The sequence below is a fragment of the Neorhizobium galegae genome (assembly GCF_017877055.1).
Lineage (GTDB): Bacteria > Pseudomonadota > Alphaproteobacteria > Rhizobiales > Rhizobiaceae > Neorhizobium > Neorhizobium galegae_D.
In genome coordinates this window covers 1,390,078-1,407,185 of record NZ_JAGIPG010000001.1, presented here as the reverse complement: position 1 = coordinate 1,407,185, position 17,108 = coordinate 1,390,078, and the positions used below count along the sequence as shown (strand labels likewise).

At 62.7% G+C, this 17,108-nt stretch carries 14 protein-coding genes; 7 read left to right on the top strand and 7 right to left on the bottom strand.

Translation table 11 applies throughout. The features are described from left to right. Positions 1–131: 131 nt before the first annotated feature. Together J2857_RS06560 and J2857_RS06555 are read right to left on the bottom strand one after the other, a co-directional pair. On the bottom strand, positions 132–2,315 hold the full coding sequence (locus tag J2857_RS06560) for a putative bifunctional diguanylate cyclase/phosphodiesterase (protein ID WP_210009204.1): 2,184 nt from the start codon (positions 2,313–2,315) through the stop codon (positions 132–134). A 216-nt stretch (positions 2,316–2,531) separates the two neighbouring features. Beyond that, positions 2,532–4,073, bottom strand: coding sequence for a UbiD family decarboxylase (locus J2857_RS06555; RefSeq protein WP_210009203.1), 1,542 nt, complete (start codon positions 4,071–4,073; stop codon positions 2,532–2,534). Positions 4,074–4,231: 158 nt separating this feature from the next. On the opposite strand from J2857_RS06555, the gene J2857_RS06550 reads away from it, so the two are divergent. From J2857_RS06550 to J2857_RS06530, 5 genes are all read left to right on the top strand, one after another. Continuing rightward, positions 4,232–5,212 (top strand): Bug family tripartite tricarboxylate transporter substrate binding protein, encoded by a 981-nt coding sequence (locus J2857_RS06550; RefSeq protein WP_210009201.1) that lies wholly within the window; start codon positions 4,232–4,234, stop codon positions 5,210–5,212. A gap of 242 nt (positions 5,213–5,454) precedes the next feature. Then, positions 5,455–6,972: a PAS domain-containing sensor histidine kinase gene (locus tag J2857_RS06545; protein WP_210009199.1), complete on the top strand. Its 1,518-nt coding sequence runs from the start codon at positions 5,455–5,457 to the stop codon at positions 6,970–6,972. Then, positions 6,959–7,579, top strand: a complete 621-nt coding sequence (gene fixJ / locus J2857_RS06540; RefSeq protein WP_210009197.1) for a response regulator FixJ — start codon at positions 6,959–6,961, stop codon at positions 7,577–7,579. The genes J2857_RS06545 and fixJ overlap by 14 nt, the downstream gene beginning before the upstream one ends. Before the next feature lie 115 nt (positions 7,580–7,694). Then, complete coding sequence (locus tag J2857_RS06535; protein WP_210009195.1) at positions 7,695–8,045, top strand: transcriptional regulator; 351 nt, start codon at positions 7,695–7,697, stop codon at positions 8,043–8,045. A gap of 116 nt (positions 8,046–8,161) precedes the next feature. Further along, complete coding sequence (locus J2857_RS06530; RefSeq protein ID WP_210009194.1) at positions 8,162–8,812, top strand: helix-turn-helix domain-containing protein; 651 nt, start codon at positions 8,162–8,164, stop codon at positions 8,810–8,812. 176 nt (positions 8,813–8,988) lie between these two features. Here J2857_RS06530 and J2857_RS06525 read toward each other — a convergent pair whose 3' ends face one another. The 5 genes from J2857_RS06525 to J2857_RS06505 all read right to left on the bottom strand — a co-directional run bounded on the left by J2857_RS06525 (position 8,989) and on the right by J2857_RS06505 (position 14,186). Next, positions 8,989–9,726, bottom strand: coding sequence for a copper homeostasis protein CutC (locus J2857_RS06525; protein WP_210010066.1), 738 nt, complete (start codon positions 9,724–9,726; stop codon positions 8,989–8,991). A 56-nt stretch (positions 9,727–9,782) separates the two neighbouring features. After that, positions 9,783–10,772, bottom strand: coding sequence for an ROK family protein (locus tag J2857_RS06520; RefSeq protein ID WP_210009192.1), 990 nt, complete (start codon positions 10,770–10,772; stop codon positions 9,783–9,785). Continuing rightward, positions 10,769–11,635 (bottom strand): ABC transporter permease, encoded by an 867-nt coding sequence (locus tag J2857_RS06515; RefSeq protein ID WP_210009190.1) that lies wholly within the window; start codon positions 11,633–11,635, stop codon positions 10,769–10,771. The genes J2857_RS06520 and J2857_RS06515 overlap by 4 nt, the downstream gene beginning before the upstream one ends. After that, on the bottom strand, positions 11,635–12,555 hold the full coding sequence (locus J2857_RS06510) for an ABC transporter permease (RefSeq protein WP_210009188.1): 921 nt from the start codon (positions 12,553–12,555) through the stop codon (positions 11,635–11,637). The genes J2857_RS06515 and J2857_RS06510 overlap by 1 nt, the downstream gene beginning before the upstream one ends. A 92-nt stretch (positions 12,556–12,647) precedes the next feature. Further along, positions 12,648–14,186, bottom strand: a complete 1,539-nt coding sequence (locus J2857_RS06505) for an ABC transporter substrate-binding protein (RefSeq protein WP_210009186.1) — start codon at positions 14,184–14,186, stop codon at positions 12,648–12,650. 136 nt (positions 14,187–14,322) lie between these two features. On the opposite strand from J2857_RS06505, the gene J2857_RS06500 reads away from it, so the two are divergent. Both J2857_RS06500 and J2857_RS06495 read left to right on the top strand, forming a co-directional pair. After that, positions 14,323–15,465: an ROK family transcriptional regulator gene (locus J2857_RS06500; RefSeq protein WP_245363036.1), complete on the top strand. Its 1,143-nt coding sequence runs from the start codon at positions 14,323–14,325 to the stop codon at positions 15,463–15,465. Positions 15,466–15,473: 8 nt separating this feature from the next. After that, the gene (locus tag J2857_RS06495) at positions 15,474–16,910 is read left to right on the top strand and encodes a M81 family metallopeptidase (RefSeq protein ID WP_210009184.1); all 1,437 of its coding nucleotides are present in this window, start codon (positions 15,474–15,476) and stop codon (positions 16,908–16,910) included. Positions 16,911–17,108: the final 198 nt, after the last annotated feature.

The following is a 17,108-nucleotide window of genomic DNA, read 5'->3' as shown; positions in this document are numbered from 1 at the left end:
GCGATTGTTGACAATTGAAATCGGGAGGGTTCCGGAAATCTCCCACGGGATTATCGCAATACGCTAAAAGATATCTAACACCCCGATTTTGCTTCCGGTTCCGGCACCGCCTCGTGTGGCACCAAGCCGAATTACTTGGCTCGGATAAGCCGCGTTTCGATCGGCTGTACGAAAAGCCGGGCGACCTCGTCGGCCGGCATCGCCTTGCCGTAACGATAGCCCTGCCCCGCCTCGCAGCCCATCAGGCGAAGCGCCGCCTCCTGCTCCTCGGTCTCGATGCCTTCGGCAATCGTCTTCAACCCCAGCTCCCTGCTGAGCGTGATCAGAGCCCGGGTAATGGCCGCGTCGCGCGGCTTGGTCAGGAGATCGCGCACGAACCCCATGTCGATCTTGAGCGTCGTCAGCGGATAGCGCTGCAGCGAACCGAGCGAGGCGTAGCCCGTACCGAAATCATCGAAGGCGATGCCGACGCCGAGTTCACGCAGCGCCTGGATCGATTCGAGCGACTGGTCGTCGTCGTTGAGCGTCACCGTTTCGGTGATCTCGATCTCCAGGAGTTGCGGATCGAGCCCGTAGCGGGCGATCAGGTCGGCGACGCTGCGCGCCAGATCGCCGGCCCGGACCTGTGCGGGAAACAGGTTGATGCCCATCTTGATCGGCGGATAGCCGGCCGCATTCCAGGCGGCCATCTGACGACCCGCCTCGTCCAGCACCCAGAAGCCCACGTCGAGCGCGATCGAACTCTGCTCCAGGGCCGGGAGAAAAGCGGCCGGCGACAGGAGCCCGCGCTCCGGATGCTGCCAGCGGATGAGTGCCTCGACGCCGAATACTTCGCCGGTGTCGAGCGTCACCTGCGGCTGGTAGTGCAGCACCAACTCGCGCTTGTTCAGCGCCCGCAGCAATTCGTCCCGCAGCATTCGCCTTGCCAGGGTCTCGCTGCGCATCGACTGTTCGAACATGCGCACGACGCGACCGCCGGCCTGCTTGGCACGGTAGAGTGCGAAGTCGGCACTGGCGATGAGCTCCTCGGAATCGGAACCATGGTTCGGCGCAAGCGAAAAGCCGACGCTCGCCCCGACACGGAACGTGTGCCCGGCAACCGCGAACGGTATCTTGAAAGCCTCGATGACCGCATTTGCGGTTTTCTGCGCGACGAGGGGATCCCCGGTTCCGGGAATGAGAATGGCAAACTCGTCGCCGCCGAACCGGGAGACCGTGACGTTACGGTCGAGAACGGCCGGCAATCTGACACCGATCGCCTGCAGCAGGGAATCGCCGACGCCGTGCCCCAGGCGATCGTTGACATCCTTGAATCCGTCGAGGTCGAAGAGCAGCACGGCGAGCGGTTGTTTACGTGCCAGCTCCTCCCGCAGAAGGTCTTCGAAACGGTGCCGATTGCACAAGCCGGTGAGCGTATCCTGGCTTGCCAGCCTCAGGAGCCGAACGTCCCGATCGCGGCGTTCGGATATGTCCTTGATGATCGTGCCCACGCCGATGCCACGCTGATCGTGCCAGATCGAAAGCGCCATCTCGACCGGAAACTCCGTGCCATCCTTGCGGCATGCCGAAATCTCGACGGTCTTGCCCTTGAGCTTGGAACTGCCACCCGCGGCCACCCGCGCGAAACCGGCATTGTGAGCGGCGCGGAAGCGTTCGGGCACGATCAGGTCGAGCGAGCCGCCGATCATCTCCTCCCGGCTGAAACCGAACATATCGAGCGCCGCCTGGTTGACGAACTCGACCCGGCCGGAGGGATCAACGGTAATCAGCGAAAGGTCGGTGGCATCCGCAAAGTTGGCAGCCGTCGCCTGCGGTATACCCTCGCGACGTAGTTCCATATGCTCCATGACCATGGCGGCAAGGCCCGCGAGCGCCCGCCTTTCCCGCTCGGAAAAACTATCCCGCACCTGCGTGTCGGCGATGCACAGCGCTCCGAGCCGGAAACCGTCCGGCGACATCAGCGGCGCGCCGGCATAAAACCGGATGAATGGCTCGCCGGTGACGATCGGCAGGCTTGAGAACCGAGCGTCCAGGCGCGCGTCGGACACCACGAGAACATCGTCCGTACGGATCGTGTGGTCACAAAAGGATTCGGATCGGTGGGTCTCTTCGATATCGAGACCAGAACAGGCTTTGAACCATTGCCGATCCTCTTCGATCAGCGTCACGAAAGCCATGCGCGTGGAAAAAAGCTCGGAGGCAAAACGGCAGATACGATCGAAGCGATTTTCCGGCCCGGAGCCGGCGATGCGGTAATTCGCCAGAGCGTCAAGCCGTCTGCGCTCCGCAATATCGATGCTGTCGGCGTAAGACATCTCTGCTCCAGAGGAGGGCGGTAGTGCCGCTACCATAGAAATCCATCCATTAGAGAAAGCATAACGAGGCGCCCCCAAGAAATGAATGGTGTTTGGCAAGGGGAACACCCGTTTAGCGGGATGGAAGAGAGCTTTTTCGACTTAAAATGAAAAACCTCCCGGAATTGCCCCCGGAAGGCTGCTTCGGCAAGGCACAATGTCCCGAATTGGATCATCCTATCGGGGAAGATAGTAACGGCCGCGCTCGTCACGCTCCAGCCCCTTGGAGCGGAAGGTGTCGAGTTCGCGCACGACCTCGCGGCCATCGCGGCTGCCGACGGCGGCCATCAACTCCTCGAAATGTTTGGCGCCATCCCTCAATGCCGCTTCGAGCGATGGGAAGCGCGCACCGGGATAGGTCGGAGCCTGCGGCGTGACGAGCTCCCAGTTCTGAGCATGCTGCATCGGCCAGGTCAGGTCGTAGCCGGCCTTGGCGCCGGACCGGGCGCCGTGAAGCGACGGATCGAGCGGCGACAGCCGAACGCCGGTCGCGATGACCAGATCCCGGTCCGCCTGGAAGCGGGTACCGAACGCCCATTCCATCTGGCTGTCGTCGAAGATGTCGATATCCGGATCGACTACGAAGACGTTCTTGACACCGACGGCGCCGAGAACCGCATAGAGCGCCGAACGGGCCTCGCCCGGATAGGTCTGGCGGATGGAGAAGCGCATGCTCATCGAACCGCCGGCGGCAACCGGCGCGTAAACGGCGACCGGCTGGCGCACGACGTCGCCGAGCGTCTTCCAGACGTTCATCTCCATGCGCAGCGCCTCGAGATTGGACGTATCGGTGAAGTCCATGCGATTGCCGCTGATCGTCGCGGTCTGGAAGAGTGCGTCCTTGCGGTGGGTGATGGCGGTGACATGGAAGACCGGATTGGTCTTCACGACGCCGTAATAGCCGAGATATTCGCCGTAAGGCCCTTCCTTCTCCACATAACCGCGTTCGTCGAAATAGCCCTCGATGACCATTTCCGCATCGGCCGGAACCATGATGTCGTTCGTCACGCACTTGACGACCGGCAGCGGCGCGGCGCGCAGCGAGGAAATCAGCTCCAGCTCGTCGACCGGCTCCTTCATGGTCGCCGAAACCATGTCGATCGGGTGGCAGCCGACCACGTAGGCGACGTTCAGTCGCTCGCCACGCTCGGACGCGGCCATGTACATGACGCGCAGGTCGCTCGGCGCGATCAGGTCGACGCCGGCTTCCTGCGGACCGCGCAGCATCAAGCGGCGCATGCCGCAATTGTAGCGTCCGTCCTTCGGATCGATCGTGTAGTCGATCGTTGCGGAAATATAGGGAGCGCCGTCGAGCGCGTGCTGTACGTGCACCGGCAGCTTGAGAAGATCGGCGTCGGCGCCGGTCAGCACCACCTGTTGCGCGGGGGCCTCGTCCCTGGAAAGTTTCACCAGTTCCGGCTTCAGCGACAGACGGCGGCGCATCTCGCGCGCAACATCGGCCGCGGGCACGCCGAAAGCCTTTGCAAGACGGGAACGGCTGCCGACCACGTTGCCGATCAGCTGCTGGCCTTCCGGACCGGCATTCTTGAACCAGACGGCCTTCGGGTTGTTCTGCAGGATGGCCGCGACATCGGCCAGATCAACCTTGTCCTCGCGGATCTCCAGTTCGTCGGCGCTCAGGCTCTCGACGAAATTCTTCAACCGGAAGCGATCGAGATCAAGCGCGGCGGCGGATTGAGTTGTCGTATTGGCGGTCATTCTTCCTCTCCCGAAAACGCGTTTCTGCGTGGGACGTTTTCTATCCAGAACAGTTGATTAAATCAAATATAATTATACATTATCGCATGAGGTCGCATCGGGGAGGTGTGGCCGACCGGCGTACATTGCGAGACCTGGTCATCCATGGGAGGAAATTCATGCAGACTGTCACCCGTCGTTTCATGCTTGCCGCATCGGTCGCCGTTGCGGGTAGCGCCTTCGGTCTTTCGCCAGCCACGGCGCAGGCCGATTATCCAAACCAGACCATCAGCATGATCTGTGCGTTCCCGGCAGGCAGCGGTGCCGATGTCATCGTCCGCTTTTTCGCCGAAAAGATCGCCAAGGTTTCAGGCGCCACCATCATCGTCGAGAACAAGCCCGGCGCCGGCGGCAATATTGCCGGCCAGTATGTCACGCGCTCCAAGCCGGACGGCTATACGATCTTCTTCCACACCGGCAGCGCCGTTGCCGGCAACATGCATATGTTCAAGACGCCGCCCTTCGACGTGGTGAAGGACCTGCAGGTCGCAGCCACGGTCAACAAGCAGCCGCACATGATCGCCGTTCCGGTATCGAGCCCGATCAAGACCATGAAGGAACTGACCGAATACCTGAAGAAGGAAGGCTCGAACGCCAGCTACGCCATCAACAACACATCCGGCAAGGTGCTCGCCGCCATCTACAAGCAGGAAGCCGGTCTCGAAACGGTCGAAGTCGCCTACAAGAGCAGCGCCGATTCGATGAACGACATCATGAGCGGCGCCATGGCGTTTGCCGCCCAGGACCCGGTTTTTTCTCTGTCGCAGCTCCGCGAAGGCCGCTACCGCCTGCTGGCCGTCAGCTCCGCCAGGCGCATTCCGGGCGCTCCCGATGTTCCGACCATGACGGAAGCCGGTTATCCGATGGACCAGGTCGGCTGGTTCGCGATGATGGTCCCCTCGGCGACCCCGAAGGATATCGTCGACAAGATCAATGGCTGGACCCGGCAAGTCCTCGGTCAGGAAGACGTCAGGAAGTTCGTGACCGACCAGGGCGGCGACGTCTTCGTCTCGACGCCGGAAGAAGGCCAGGAATATCTCAAGAAGGAGGTCGCGGCCTGGGCCGGTTATGTCAAGGTGGCCAATATCCCGCAACAGTGAACCCTTGGCCCCTGGGGTTCGCGCAAGCGGCGCATCGTCGCCGCTTCATTCGTGCCGGCACCGCGCCGCACGTCGGCATAAATAAACGCGCAAAAGTATATGCTTTTTAAGCTACAACCGGTTCCGACGTTGGACGCCGCAGCCGCGCTCATGCTAGAACGAATTCAGGGACAGGCAGTCAGGTTTCAGATGCACAAAGGAATGGGGTTCCTCCTGCAGACGATCGGCTTCGGGTAAGCATCATGGCTTCCAAAACGTTCGCCGATAAGAAGGATGACTATATTCAGTCTTTCTTGAGCCGTCGGTTTTCATCCGCCGAGGTCTATGTCATTGCGACCGTCGCCGTGCTGATCGCGTTCGGGCTGCGCATTTCGCTGCATGGTGTCCTCGACGAAAGGGCGCCTTTCACGTTCTTCATTCCGCCGATCCTGGTTGCCGCCCTTATCGGTGGCATGCGGGCCTCGCTTTTCGCAGTGGCCCTTTCCGTCCTGGCAGCCTACGTCATCAAGGAATTGACGCCGCGCGGGGCGCATTTTTCGGAAATGGCCATGATCGGCATCGTCGGCGTGGTGATCGCGTTGCTCGGCGAAATCCTCCACTCCGCCCGCAAGGCGATCGGAAAAGCCCAGGCGAAGGCTGATTCCCGCGAAGCCCATCTTCGCTCCGTCCTCGACACCGTTCTCGATGCCAGCATCGTCAGCACAAGGGACGGGACGATCGTCTCCTTCAACGCCGCCGCAATCCGCCAGTTCGGCTACAGCGAGGATGAGGTCGTCGGCCAGAACCTGCGCATGCTGATGCCGGAACCTTACCACCGCGAACACGACGGTTATATGGAAAGGTATCTGAGGACCGGCGAGAAGCGGATCATCGGCATGGACCGCGTGGTCGTCGGGCGACGCAAGGATGGCTCGACCTTCCCGATGAAGCTTGCTGTCGGCGAGACCCATACCGGCGGAGAAACCTTCTTCACCGGCTTCGTGCGCGACCTGACCGAGCGCGAGGAATCAGCCGCACGCCTGCAGGAGATCCAGGGAGAGCTCGCCCGGCTCGCCCGCCTCAATGAAATGGGTGAAATGGCGTCCACCCTCGCCCACGAATTGAACCAGCCGCTCTCGGCGATCGCCAACTATGTGCATGGCTGCGCACGCCTTCTGCGCGACATGGACGAGGCCGTCGCAGTGCGCATGCGCGAGGCGCTGGAAGAAACGGCGCATCAGTCGCTCAGGGCAGGCCAGATCATCAAGCACCTGCGGGAATTCGTCACCAAGGGCGAGACGGAAAAGGCGCCGGAAAACATCCGCCGCCTGGTCGAAGAAGCCGGTGCCTTGGCGCTGGTCGGTTCGCGCGAAAAAGGTGTCCGAGCGATTTTCGAATTCGCGCAGGGACCGGAGATGGTCACCGTCGACCGCATCCAGGTCCAGCAGGTGCTCACCAACCTGATGCGCAACGCCATCGAGGCGATGCGCGACTGCCAGCGGCGGGAACTGGTCATCCGTACCCTGCAGGAAGACGAAGACATGATCCAGGTGATCGTCCAGGATACCGGTACCGGCATCCCCGAAGAGATCGCCGAGCAGCTTTTCAAACCCTTCGTCACCACCAAGGCCGGCGGCATGGGGATCGGGCTTTCGATTTCCAAGCGCATCGTCGAAGCGCACGGCGGCGAGATGACGGTGACGCGCAATGCGGCCGGAGGAGCGACGTTCCGTTTCACACTCCCGATCGACAAGGAGGAACGCGAAAATGCAGACGGGTGACTATACGATCCATATCGTCGACGACGAGGAGCCGGTCAGAAAGTCCCTTGCCTTCATGCTGACCATGAACGGCTTTGCCGTGCGCATGCACGAAACCGCCTCGTCCTTCCTGCAGTTCGCGCCGAGCGTGCGAAACGGCGTCCTGGTCACCGACCTCAGGATGCCGGACATGACCGGCGTCGAACTGATCCGCAAGCTGACCACCAGCCGGACTGGTATTCCCTCGATCGTCATCACCGGCCACGGCGACGTGCCGATGGCGGTGGAGGCGATGAAGGCAGGCGCCATCGACTTCATCGAAAAACCGTTCGGCGACACCGTCATCATCGAAGCCATCCAGCGGGCTGCCCAGCTGCTGTCGGACAAAATGATCGACACGGAGGACCTGGCCGAGGTCGAGACGCGGCTTGAAAGCCTGAGCGAGCGGGAGAGGCAGGTGCTGGCGGCCGTGGTTGCCGGTCTGCCGAACAAGTCGATCGCCTACGATCTCGACATCAGCCCTCGCACCGTCGAGGTGCATCGCGCCAACGTCATGGCCAAGATGAAGGCGAAAAGCCTGCCGCAACTCGTTCGCATGGCGATAGCCGCCGGTTTCGGTCCCAATTGAAGGCGGGAAAATTTATTGGAATTTCTTGATCTATCGCAAAGCGCTGCCCCCGACGCAGGCTCTAGATGTCTGACTTGAGCGGCTCTCCGGCTGCCCCACCCGCGCGGGAAGTTTGGTGTTATCACAAGCGAGAAACATAGTCGTCATCGCGCCCGATCTCGGTCTCAGGCAGTCGTTGACATTCGCACTCGAGGTGGAGGGCTACCGCGTCGAGGCCCATGAATCCTGGCGCAAGAACACCGTCATCCTCGGTCCGACGCTTTGCATGATCATCGACGACCAGGTCCTGCGCTCCTCGAGCGATATCCTGCAGCGCCTGCTCCAGTCGAGCCAGGCAGTGATCCTGCTCACCGACGGCATGTCTCCCCCCATCGAAGGCGCGCTCGGCCCGATCCTGAGCCTCGCCAAGCCGTTCAACGGCGCCGATCTTCTGGGTCTCGTCAAAAACCTTGCGCTCACGGCCTGAGCCGCTTCGAAGCTGTCCTCCCGCCTGCCCTACGTACATCCCCCTAGTGATACAACCCAATTTTTCTCCTGCACGTCTTCTGTCATCTTGAACCTACAGCAAGGGGAGACGTGAACATGCACACCGCAGCCGCTCATGCCACGAAGTTGGAGCTCACCAAGAGCCAGATCGTGATCGCCCCCCAGACAGCGGGTCTCTTCCGGGCCAATTCTGTGACGACCTTCAATGCCGGTGCCGAAATCTACGCCCCTGGCGACAAGGCAGGAACTTTCTATCACGTCGAATTCGGTGCCGTGCGGATCCACCGCCTGTTGTCGGACGGACGCAGGCAGGTCATCGCCTTCCACCTGGCCGGGGAAACTTTCGGGTTCGAGGCTGACCGGACCCACAGCTTCTTCGCCGAAGCCATCGCTCCGACAGGCTTGCGGGCCATCAACCGCACCGCCAATGACCAGGCCCTGCCGGAACTGCTCTCGCTGGCGCTGCGCGGCATGCTGCGCGCCCAGGAACATATCATGATGATCGGCCGCCAGACGGCGGTGGAACGGATCGCCGGCTTCCTCGTCGACATGGCGGAACGCCAGGGCGGGCTCGAACATTTCGACATACCCATGACCCGGCTGGATATAGCCGACTATTTAGGCCTGACGATCGAAACGGTGTCGCGCGTTTTCGCAAAACTCCGCTCGGCCGGCCTTATCAAACTGCGGAGCATTCGTTGCATCGAGATCAAAAAGCACGAAGCACTCCGCAGCCTCTGCGCATGACAGTGAATGACAGTGCCTAGCAGTGCATGAGCGGACGAACGGCGGTCGTCCGTAGACCAAGCAAGTGCATACCTCCTCGATTTCATAACATCCTCCCTAACTGCTGAGCGGCAGGTCGTCCTCCCCCGGACAGCCTGCCGCAAAGTCGTGCCTGATGATCGGCAGATGCCGAAGCGTCAGCCCCGCGCAGCCCCCAGCTCATCGAGCAGACCGCGCATCTGCCCAACGATCTCGCCGCTCGTCTCGTGGGAAACAGGTGCCTGGAAACCGAAGGCAACGGCGCGCTCATCCCTGCCTTCGATCGGCCGACGGCAAGAACTGTGTACCTCGTGCACGCCGGTTTCCCGAACCACGCGTTCGACGGTCGAGAGGTTGATGCCGCCGCCGGGCATGATCGACATCCTGCCCCCTGCCCGCTCGACCAGCACCTTCAACATCTCGATCCCATCCGGCCCATTGACCTTGAGGCCGGACGTCAGGACACGCTCGACGCCGAGATCGATCGCCTGTTCCAGGGCTTCAAGCGGATCCGGCACCAGATCGAAGGCGCGGTGAAGCGTCACGCCGAGGCCTTGTGATTGCGCCATCAGCCGCTTCAGCAAGGGCATGTCGAGCGCCATGTCCGGACGGCTCGCGCCGATCACGACGCCTGCGAGGCCTGCCGCGCGCACCGCGTCGATATCGGCCATCATAGCGGCCTCGTTGCCGGCGTCGAAAACGAAGCTGCCGGCGCGCGGCCGGATGATCGCATAAACCGGGATCGGCGCCTTGGAGGCAAGCGCGATCATGCCCGGCGGAGGCGTCAGCCCGCCGACATCGAGTGCGGCGCAGAGTTCGATCCGATTTGCGCCGCCGGCGATGGCGGCCGCCAGACCTTCGGGACTATCGACGCAGACTTCGAGCAGGATGGACAGGATCAATCTCCTTGATGACCGGCACTCACGTAAACCTTGGCCGCCTCTTGGCAACCCTAAACGGCGCTCTGATGGCCGAGCACGGCGGCGCCGACCAGCCCGCCATCCTCCTGCCGAAGCGCAGGCGTCACCAGCTGGTGATCGAACCGGTTGAGGATACGCTTGCGCACCGCCCGGTCGAGCGCGTCGATGAGTGGCGTGACCGAGGCGAGCCCGCCGCCGACCGGCACGATCGAAGCGCCGGTGACATTCACCGACAGCGCCAGCGGATCGGCGAGGAGTTCGAGATAGGCGCCGACAGTCCTTGCCGCCCTCGCCTCGTCCGCCTGCCAGTCTTCGAGGATCCGGTAGCTCGTTTCCTCGCAGCCATGCAGGAAATGATGCAGCCGCTCGATACCGCGCGCCCCGCCGATCGTGTCGACGCAACCGGACTGGCCGCAGCCGCAGGAGAAGCGCGGAATATGGAGCGTCTCGCCGTTCAGCACGACTGTCGTGTTGAGGATCGGGCCATGACCCCACTCGCCGGTGACCCCGCCCGCCCCGCGCACCAGCCGCCCGTCGATCGCCAGCCCGCCGCCGATGCCGGTGCCCATGATGGCGCAGAAGACAACCGAATGGCCGCGCCCGGCGCCCTCGTTGGCTTCGGCAAGGGTCAGGCAGTCCGCGTCATTGGCAGCCAGTACCGGCCGCCCCAGGATCGCCGAAAGCTCGTCGCCGATCCGCCGTCCGGTGATGCAGGGAATATTCGCCGAGGTGGCGATGCCGTTTCTGGGATCGATGAGACCGGCGATCGACAGCGCCAACGGCGAAGCCGGATCCCCCGCATGCGCATTGCGCACGATCAGCGCCGAAAGCGAGGCGCCAAGCTCGTGCCAGTCCGCGGCCGGCGTCGCCACCTTTTCGAGCGGCACCAGCGCGCCCGGCGCCGGCGAGACCGCGAATTTCATGAACGACCCGCCGATATCGACGCAGAAGACCGGCTTTGCCGGCGCAGCGCTGCCAATTGCTGGCTGGCCTGACGTGCGGGGTGTGGAGCCGGTGCTCATTTGCGCGGATCCAGAAGGTCGCGAAGACCGTCGCCGAGGATGTTGAAGCCGAGCACGGTGATCATGATCGCAAGGCCGGGAAACAGCGACATCCAGATATTGAGGCCGAGATAGTTGCGGCCGTCGCTCATCATCGCGCCCCATTCGGGAAGCGGCGGCTGGGCGCCGAGGCCGAGGAACGACAGGCTTGCGGCCGACAGGATGACCGTGCCGGCGGTCAGCGTCGACTGCACGATGATCGGCCCGATCGCGTTGCGCAGGATGTAATGGCTCATGATGCGGCGGCGCGAAATGCCGAGCGAGATGGCAGCTTCGACATAGTCCATGCTCTTCAGGCCAAGCGTCAGGTTTCGGCTGAGCCGGGCGTAGACCGGCACGGAGAAAATGGCAATGGCGATCAGGAGATTGATCAGGCTGGTGCCGAGCACGCTGACGATCAGGATCGCAAGCACGATGCCCGGAAAGGCAAACAGGATATCCATCGTCCACATGATCGCCTGGTCGACATACCGGCCGCTCATGCCCGACAGGATGCCGAGCGGCACCCCGACAAGCACCGCCAACCCGACGGCCAGAACCACCTCGGCCAAGGAAATGCGCGCTCCAAAAATGACGCGGGCAAAGATATCGCGGCCGTTGTCGTCGGTGCCGAACGGATGCACCAGCGACGGCGGCTCCATGATCGCCAGCAGGTCCTGGACATAGGGATCGGCCGGCGCGATCAGCGGCGCGAAGATCGCGGCGAGCACGATGATGCCGATCAGGAAGCCACCGATGGTGATGCTGCGATGGGTCGCCATCCAGCGCAGTCCCCGGTAGACCGCAGGCCGGCGCAACGCGATATCGGTGTCAACGGATGCCATCAGTCGAACCTTATCTTCGGGTTGAGGAAGGCGATCAGCATTTCCGCCAGGAAATTGATGACGACGACGCCGGTGACGGCGACGAGGGTCACGCCCTGGATGACGGGATAGTCGCGGTAACGCACCGCATCGACGAGGAAACGTCCGATGCCCGGCCAGTTGAAGACGGATTCGGTCACGACAGCGCCCCCCATCAGGCTGCCGAAATTCAAGCCCACGATGGTGATGATCGGCAGCAGCGCATTGCGCAGCGCATGGCTCCAGTAGATGTTCCTCGGCAGGACGCCCTTGGCGTAAGCCGTGCGGATATAATCCTGGCTCATCACCTCGATCATGCTGGAACGCGTCATGCGGGCGATGACCGCGGTCGGCAGTACGGCCAGCGTGATCGACGGCAGGATGAAGCTCTTCCAGGATGCGGCGCCAAGCAGCGGCAGCCAGCCGAGCTGCACGGAAAACGTATTCATCGCCATCAGCGCCAGCCAGAAATTGGCGATCGAGGCGCCGGCAATCGCAAGGATCATCACGATCTGGTCGGGCCAGCCATGCCGGTAGATCGCTGCGATCATGCCGGCCGGAACGCCGATGCCGATGGCAATCAGGTAGGCGGTGATCGCAAGCCCGATGGTGAACGGCAGGCGCTCGGCGATCTCATCGACGACCGGCAGCTTGGATTTGATCGAAATACCGAGATCGCCCCTCACCGCGCCATAAGCGAAGGAAGCGTATTGCGCCGGCAGGCTGCGGTCGAGGCCAAGCCGCACGGTCATGTTGTCGACGGCCTCTTGCGTAGCCTCGGGTCCGGCCATCAGCCGCGCCGGATCGCCCGGCAGCGCGCGGATCGCCACGAAGACCAGCAGCGACACGCCGATCAGGATCAGCGGCAGGGCCAGCAATTTCTTGGTGATATAGGCTTTCATCCGCCTGCTGTCTCTCGAGGCCCCGGACGGGGCCTATTCACTGAAAAAGGAAACGGCGGGCGGATTTCTCCACCCGCCGTCGTTTCACGATCCTACTGCTTCTTGGCGTCCTTGACGACGATCAGGCCGCCGGGGATCACCCAGGTGCCCTTCACGCTGGCGCGCGTCGCAAACAGGTCCTGCTTGGTATAGAGCAGAACATGCGGAGCCTGCTCGTTCACTTGTCTCTGGGCGTCGACATAGATCGCGTTGCGCGCCTTTTCGTCGAGCGTCGAAGCGGCCTTGTCGATCAATTCATCCAGCTTGGCATCGGAGAAGAAGCCGAGGTTCGCGCCGGCGGGCGACGCGCTCTTCGTGTAGTAGAGCGGGCGGAACTGCAGGTCAGCGCCGTTGACGCCCGAAGACCAGGAGGCAATCGACGAGCCGATATTGTCCTTCTCCTTGCCGGCCGGATCCTGGAAGGCCGCCTTCGACCAAACGCCGCCTTCCATCTTGCGCACCTCGAGCTTGACGCCGGCCTTTGCCCACATCGCCTGCAGCAGTTCGCCGATCCGCGATTCCTGCTCCTGCACGATAGTCGACATGGAGAACCCGTCCGGATAACCGGCTTCCTTCAGGAGCTGCTTGGCCTTCTCGACATTGTACGGATAGGGATTGAGCGTCTTGTCGTAACCGGGGGTCACGGGCGCGAGCGGCGAGTTGGCCGGCGTCGCATAACCGTTCATGAACGCCTTGACGATGCCGTCGCGGTCGGTCGCATAGTTCAGCGCCTGGCGGACGCGTACGTCGTCGAGCGGCTTCAGCTTGGTGTTGAGCGATACCCAGAAGACGGCCGAACCATCGGTCGTCGAGAGCTTCATCTCCGGGTTCGCCTTGACCTGCGCGGCAAACGCAGCCGGGAACGGGTTGATGACGTCGGCGTCACCGGTCTGCAGCGCCATGTTCATCACCGAAGGCTCGGCCGTCCAGGTCCACTTGATCTGGTCCTCGCCCTTCGGCGCGCCGCCCCACCAGTCGGTATTCTTAGCCTGGATCACGTATTCGCCGGACTTGTATTCCTGCAGCTTGTAGGGGCCGGTGCCGACGGCCTTGGAGCCGACCGTGCCGGCCGCATCGGCAGTCGGGCTGACCATCAGGCAGGGGCCGGTCGTCAAAAGCGCGATGAAGGCCGGATATTGGGTCTTCAGTTTGAACTGAACGGTCATCGGATCGACGGTGGTGACGCCTTCGAGGAAGGTGCGCAACCGGCCGCTGGCGGCAAGGCCGCGCTTGGTATCGAGGTGACGGGTGAAATTCTTGACCACGGCATCGGCATCGAACGCCGTGCCGTCATGGAACTTGACGCCCGGACGCAGCTTGAAGGTCCAGACGAGACCGGAAGCGTCTGCCGACCATTCGGTGGCGAGCGCGGGCTTCAGCGACAGGTCGGGATCGCGCTTGACCAGGCCTTCATACATCGGGTCGAGCAGGGCTGCGGTATAGGTCGCAGTCTGGTCGCCCGGGTCCATGGAGCGCGGCGCTTCGGTCTGCATCACGTTGAGCGTCGCGGCGCTCGCCGCAACCGGAAACACGAGGCTGCCGGCAACCGCGCAGGCCAGCGCAAAATGACGGCTTTTCAGGAACATGGTCATGGTTGTTCACCCTTGGTTTTGTTGACATGAGGGCGGACGTTGCCGCCTTAGATCATTTTTATAATTTATTGGCGTTGATTTGTTCATTTTCTGAACTTAGTGTCAAGCCACATTCACAAACCGAAAACGGCCGCCTTTGAACGCCTTGCTCACCTCCTCCCAGCGCCAGCTCGTGCGCGTCATCAGCGAGTCCGGTCCGCTCAGCCGGACCGAGATGGCGAACCTGCTGGGCCTGAGCAAGGCGGCGATGAGCGGCATTGCCCGCGACCTGATCGACCTCGGCGTGCTGCACGAAACCGAGACGGTCTATGGCCAGGGCCGGCCCTCGGTCCGGCTCGACCTGCATCCGGAATGCGCCTTCTTCGTCGGCATCTCGCTGCTCGAAGACCCGGCGCCGATGATCCTTTGCGACCTCAACGGCAAGATCATCGCCCGCCAGTCGATGCCGCTGTCGCGCGATCCGCAGGTCATCGCCGAGGCGATCACCGAGGGACTGCCGAGCCTGCTCGAAGCCCATCCGTCAGCGAAGGAAAAACTCTCGGGAATCGGCGTCGCCCTCTCTGGCTTCGTCGATGAGACCCAATCGAACTGCGTCCAGTCCACCCTTCTCAACTGGCAGGACGTGCCGCTCGCAAAAATCATCCGCGAGCGTACCGGCATCGAGACTTTCATCGAGAACGACGCGAAGGCGGTCGCCGTCAGCGAAAAACTGTTCGGCAGCGCCCGCGAGATCCAGAGTTTCAGCGTGGTCTCGCTCGGCGACGGCATAGGCTGCGCCCATTTCATCGACGGCAAGCTCTATCGCGGCAATCACGGCGGCGCCGGCGAAATCGCCCATTGCACCATCGAGCCGGGTGGCTCGCCCTGCCGCTGCGGCAAGCGCGGCTGCCTCGACACGGTCTCCTCGATGAAGGCCATCAAGGAGATGTCGCGCGCCGAGGGGCTCGAATGCGTCTCGCTTTCCGATATCGAGAACGAGGCCTCGACCGGCAATGCCGCCGCGATCCGCATCCTGCACCGCGCCGGATCGGGACTGGGATTGGCAATCGCCAACCTCATCCAGATCAACGACCCCGGCCTGATCCTGATCACCCATGTCGAAGGCTCGTTCGACGGCCTGTTCGGCACGGTGGTCAACCAGGCGATCGAAACCAACGTGCTGCCGCGCTACGCCGGCCAGACGCCGATCCGCATCAAGCGCGTCGATGGCGATGTCTGGGCGCGAGGCGCGGCCAGCATCGCAGCCCATAATTTCCTGATCGGCCCCAATACAAACTGAGGTATCCCATGCGCATCGCTGTCGGCGGCATCCATATCGAATGCAGCACCTATAATCCCGTTCTCAACGAGGAGAAGGATTTCCGCATCGTGCGCGGCGAGGACCTGATCGCGGCCCCCTATTTCGCCTTCCTGAAGGATTACGACGCGGAGTTTTTGCCGACCATCCACTGCCGCGCGATTGCCGGCGGCCCGGTCTCCCGCTCGACCTACGAGCGCTTCAAGGCGGAATTCCTCGATCGTCTGAAGCCGCTACTGCCGCTCGACGGTCTCTATCTCGCCATGCACGGCGCCATGTATGTGCAGGGCATGGAGGATGCCGAGGGCGACTGGATCACCGCCGCCCGCGACCTGGTCGGCCCCGACTGCACCGTCTCGGCCAGTTACGACCTGCACGGCAATGTCAGCCAGCGGATCATCGATGCGCTCGACATGTATTCCACCTACCGCACCGCGCCGCATATCGACGTCGAGGAGACCATGCGCCGCTCGGTGAAAATGCTGGTCGAAAGCCTGAAGAGCGGCGTCAAGCCGGTGCTGCTCTGGGCACCGATCCCGGTCGTGCTGCCCGGCGAGCGCACCTCGACGGTCGATGAGCCGGCCAAGAGCCTCTACGAGATGATGCCGGAGATCGACGCGATCGACGGCGTCTGGGATGCCTCGCTGATGGTCGGTTACGTCTGGGCCGACGAGCCGCGCGGCACCGCCGCCGCGATCATGACCGGCACCGACCGCGCCGTCCTTGAGCGGGAAGCCAAACGCGTCGCCAAGGCCTATTGGGATGCGCGTGAAAAATTCGTGTTCGGCTGCGAGACCGGCTCGATCCAGGAATGCGTCGACAAGGCGATCACCTCGAAGACCGGTCCGGTCGTGCTCGCCGAATCCGGCGACAACCCGACCGGCGGCGGCGTCGGCGACCGCGCCGAGGTGCTGGCCGACCTGATTGAGAAGAAGGCGACCGGCGTCGTCTTCGCCGGCATCGCCGACAAGGCGGCGACCGAGGCCTGCTACGCGGCCGGCGTCGGAGCGGAACTCGACCTCACGATCGGCGCCTCGCTCGACACGATCGGCAGCAAGCCGGTCAAGGCCAGGGTCACGGTCCAGTTCCTCCACGAAACGTCCGACCTTGCCGACCGGCAGGCCGTGGTCGCCATCGACGGCATCGAACTGGTCCTCTCGGCCAAGCGCCGCCCCTATCACTACATCGCCGATTTCACCCGCCTCGGCCTCGACCCGAACGGCGCAAAGATCATTGTCGTGAAGTCCGGTTATCTCTCGCCGGAACTGGCGCCGATCGCCAATCCGAACCTGATGGCCCTGTCGCCGGGTGTGGTGGACCAGTTCGTCGAACGCCTGGAACGCCACCGCAAACTGAAGCCGACCTATCCCTTCGACAAGGATTTTACCTACGAGCCGCAGGTGTATGTTTCGGCGCGGTCGAAGTAAGGCTCGCCTGATTCCCTTAGAGCGCGAGACCTTCGCCTACCGGTTTGCCCCTCACCCTAACCCTCTCCCCGCAAGCGGGGCGAGGGGACGTGCCTCGCTCGAACTTCGAGGGGCGGAAAACGCCGCGGCATATGTCCTTCTCCCCGTCAAAACGGGGACGCTTTCAGCACTCACAAAAAATTCTTCGTCCAGCTTCAA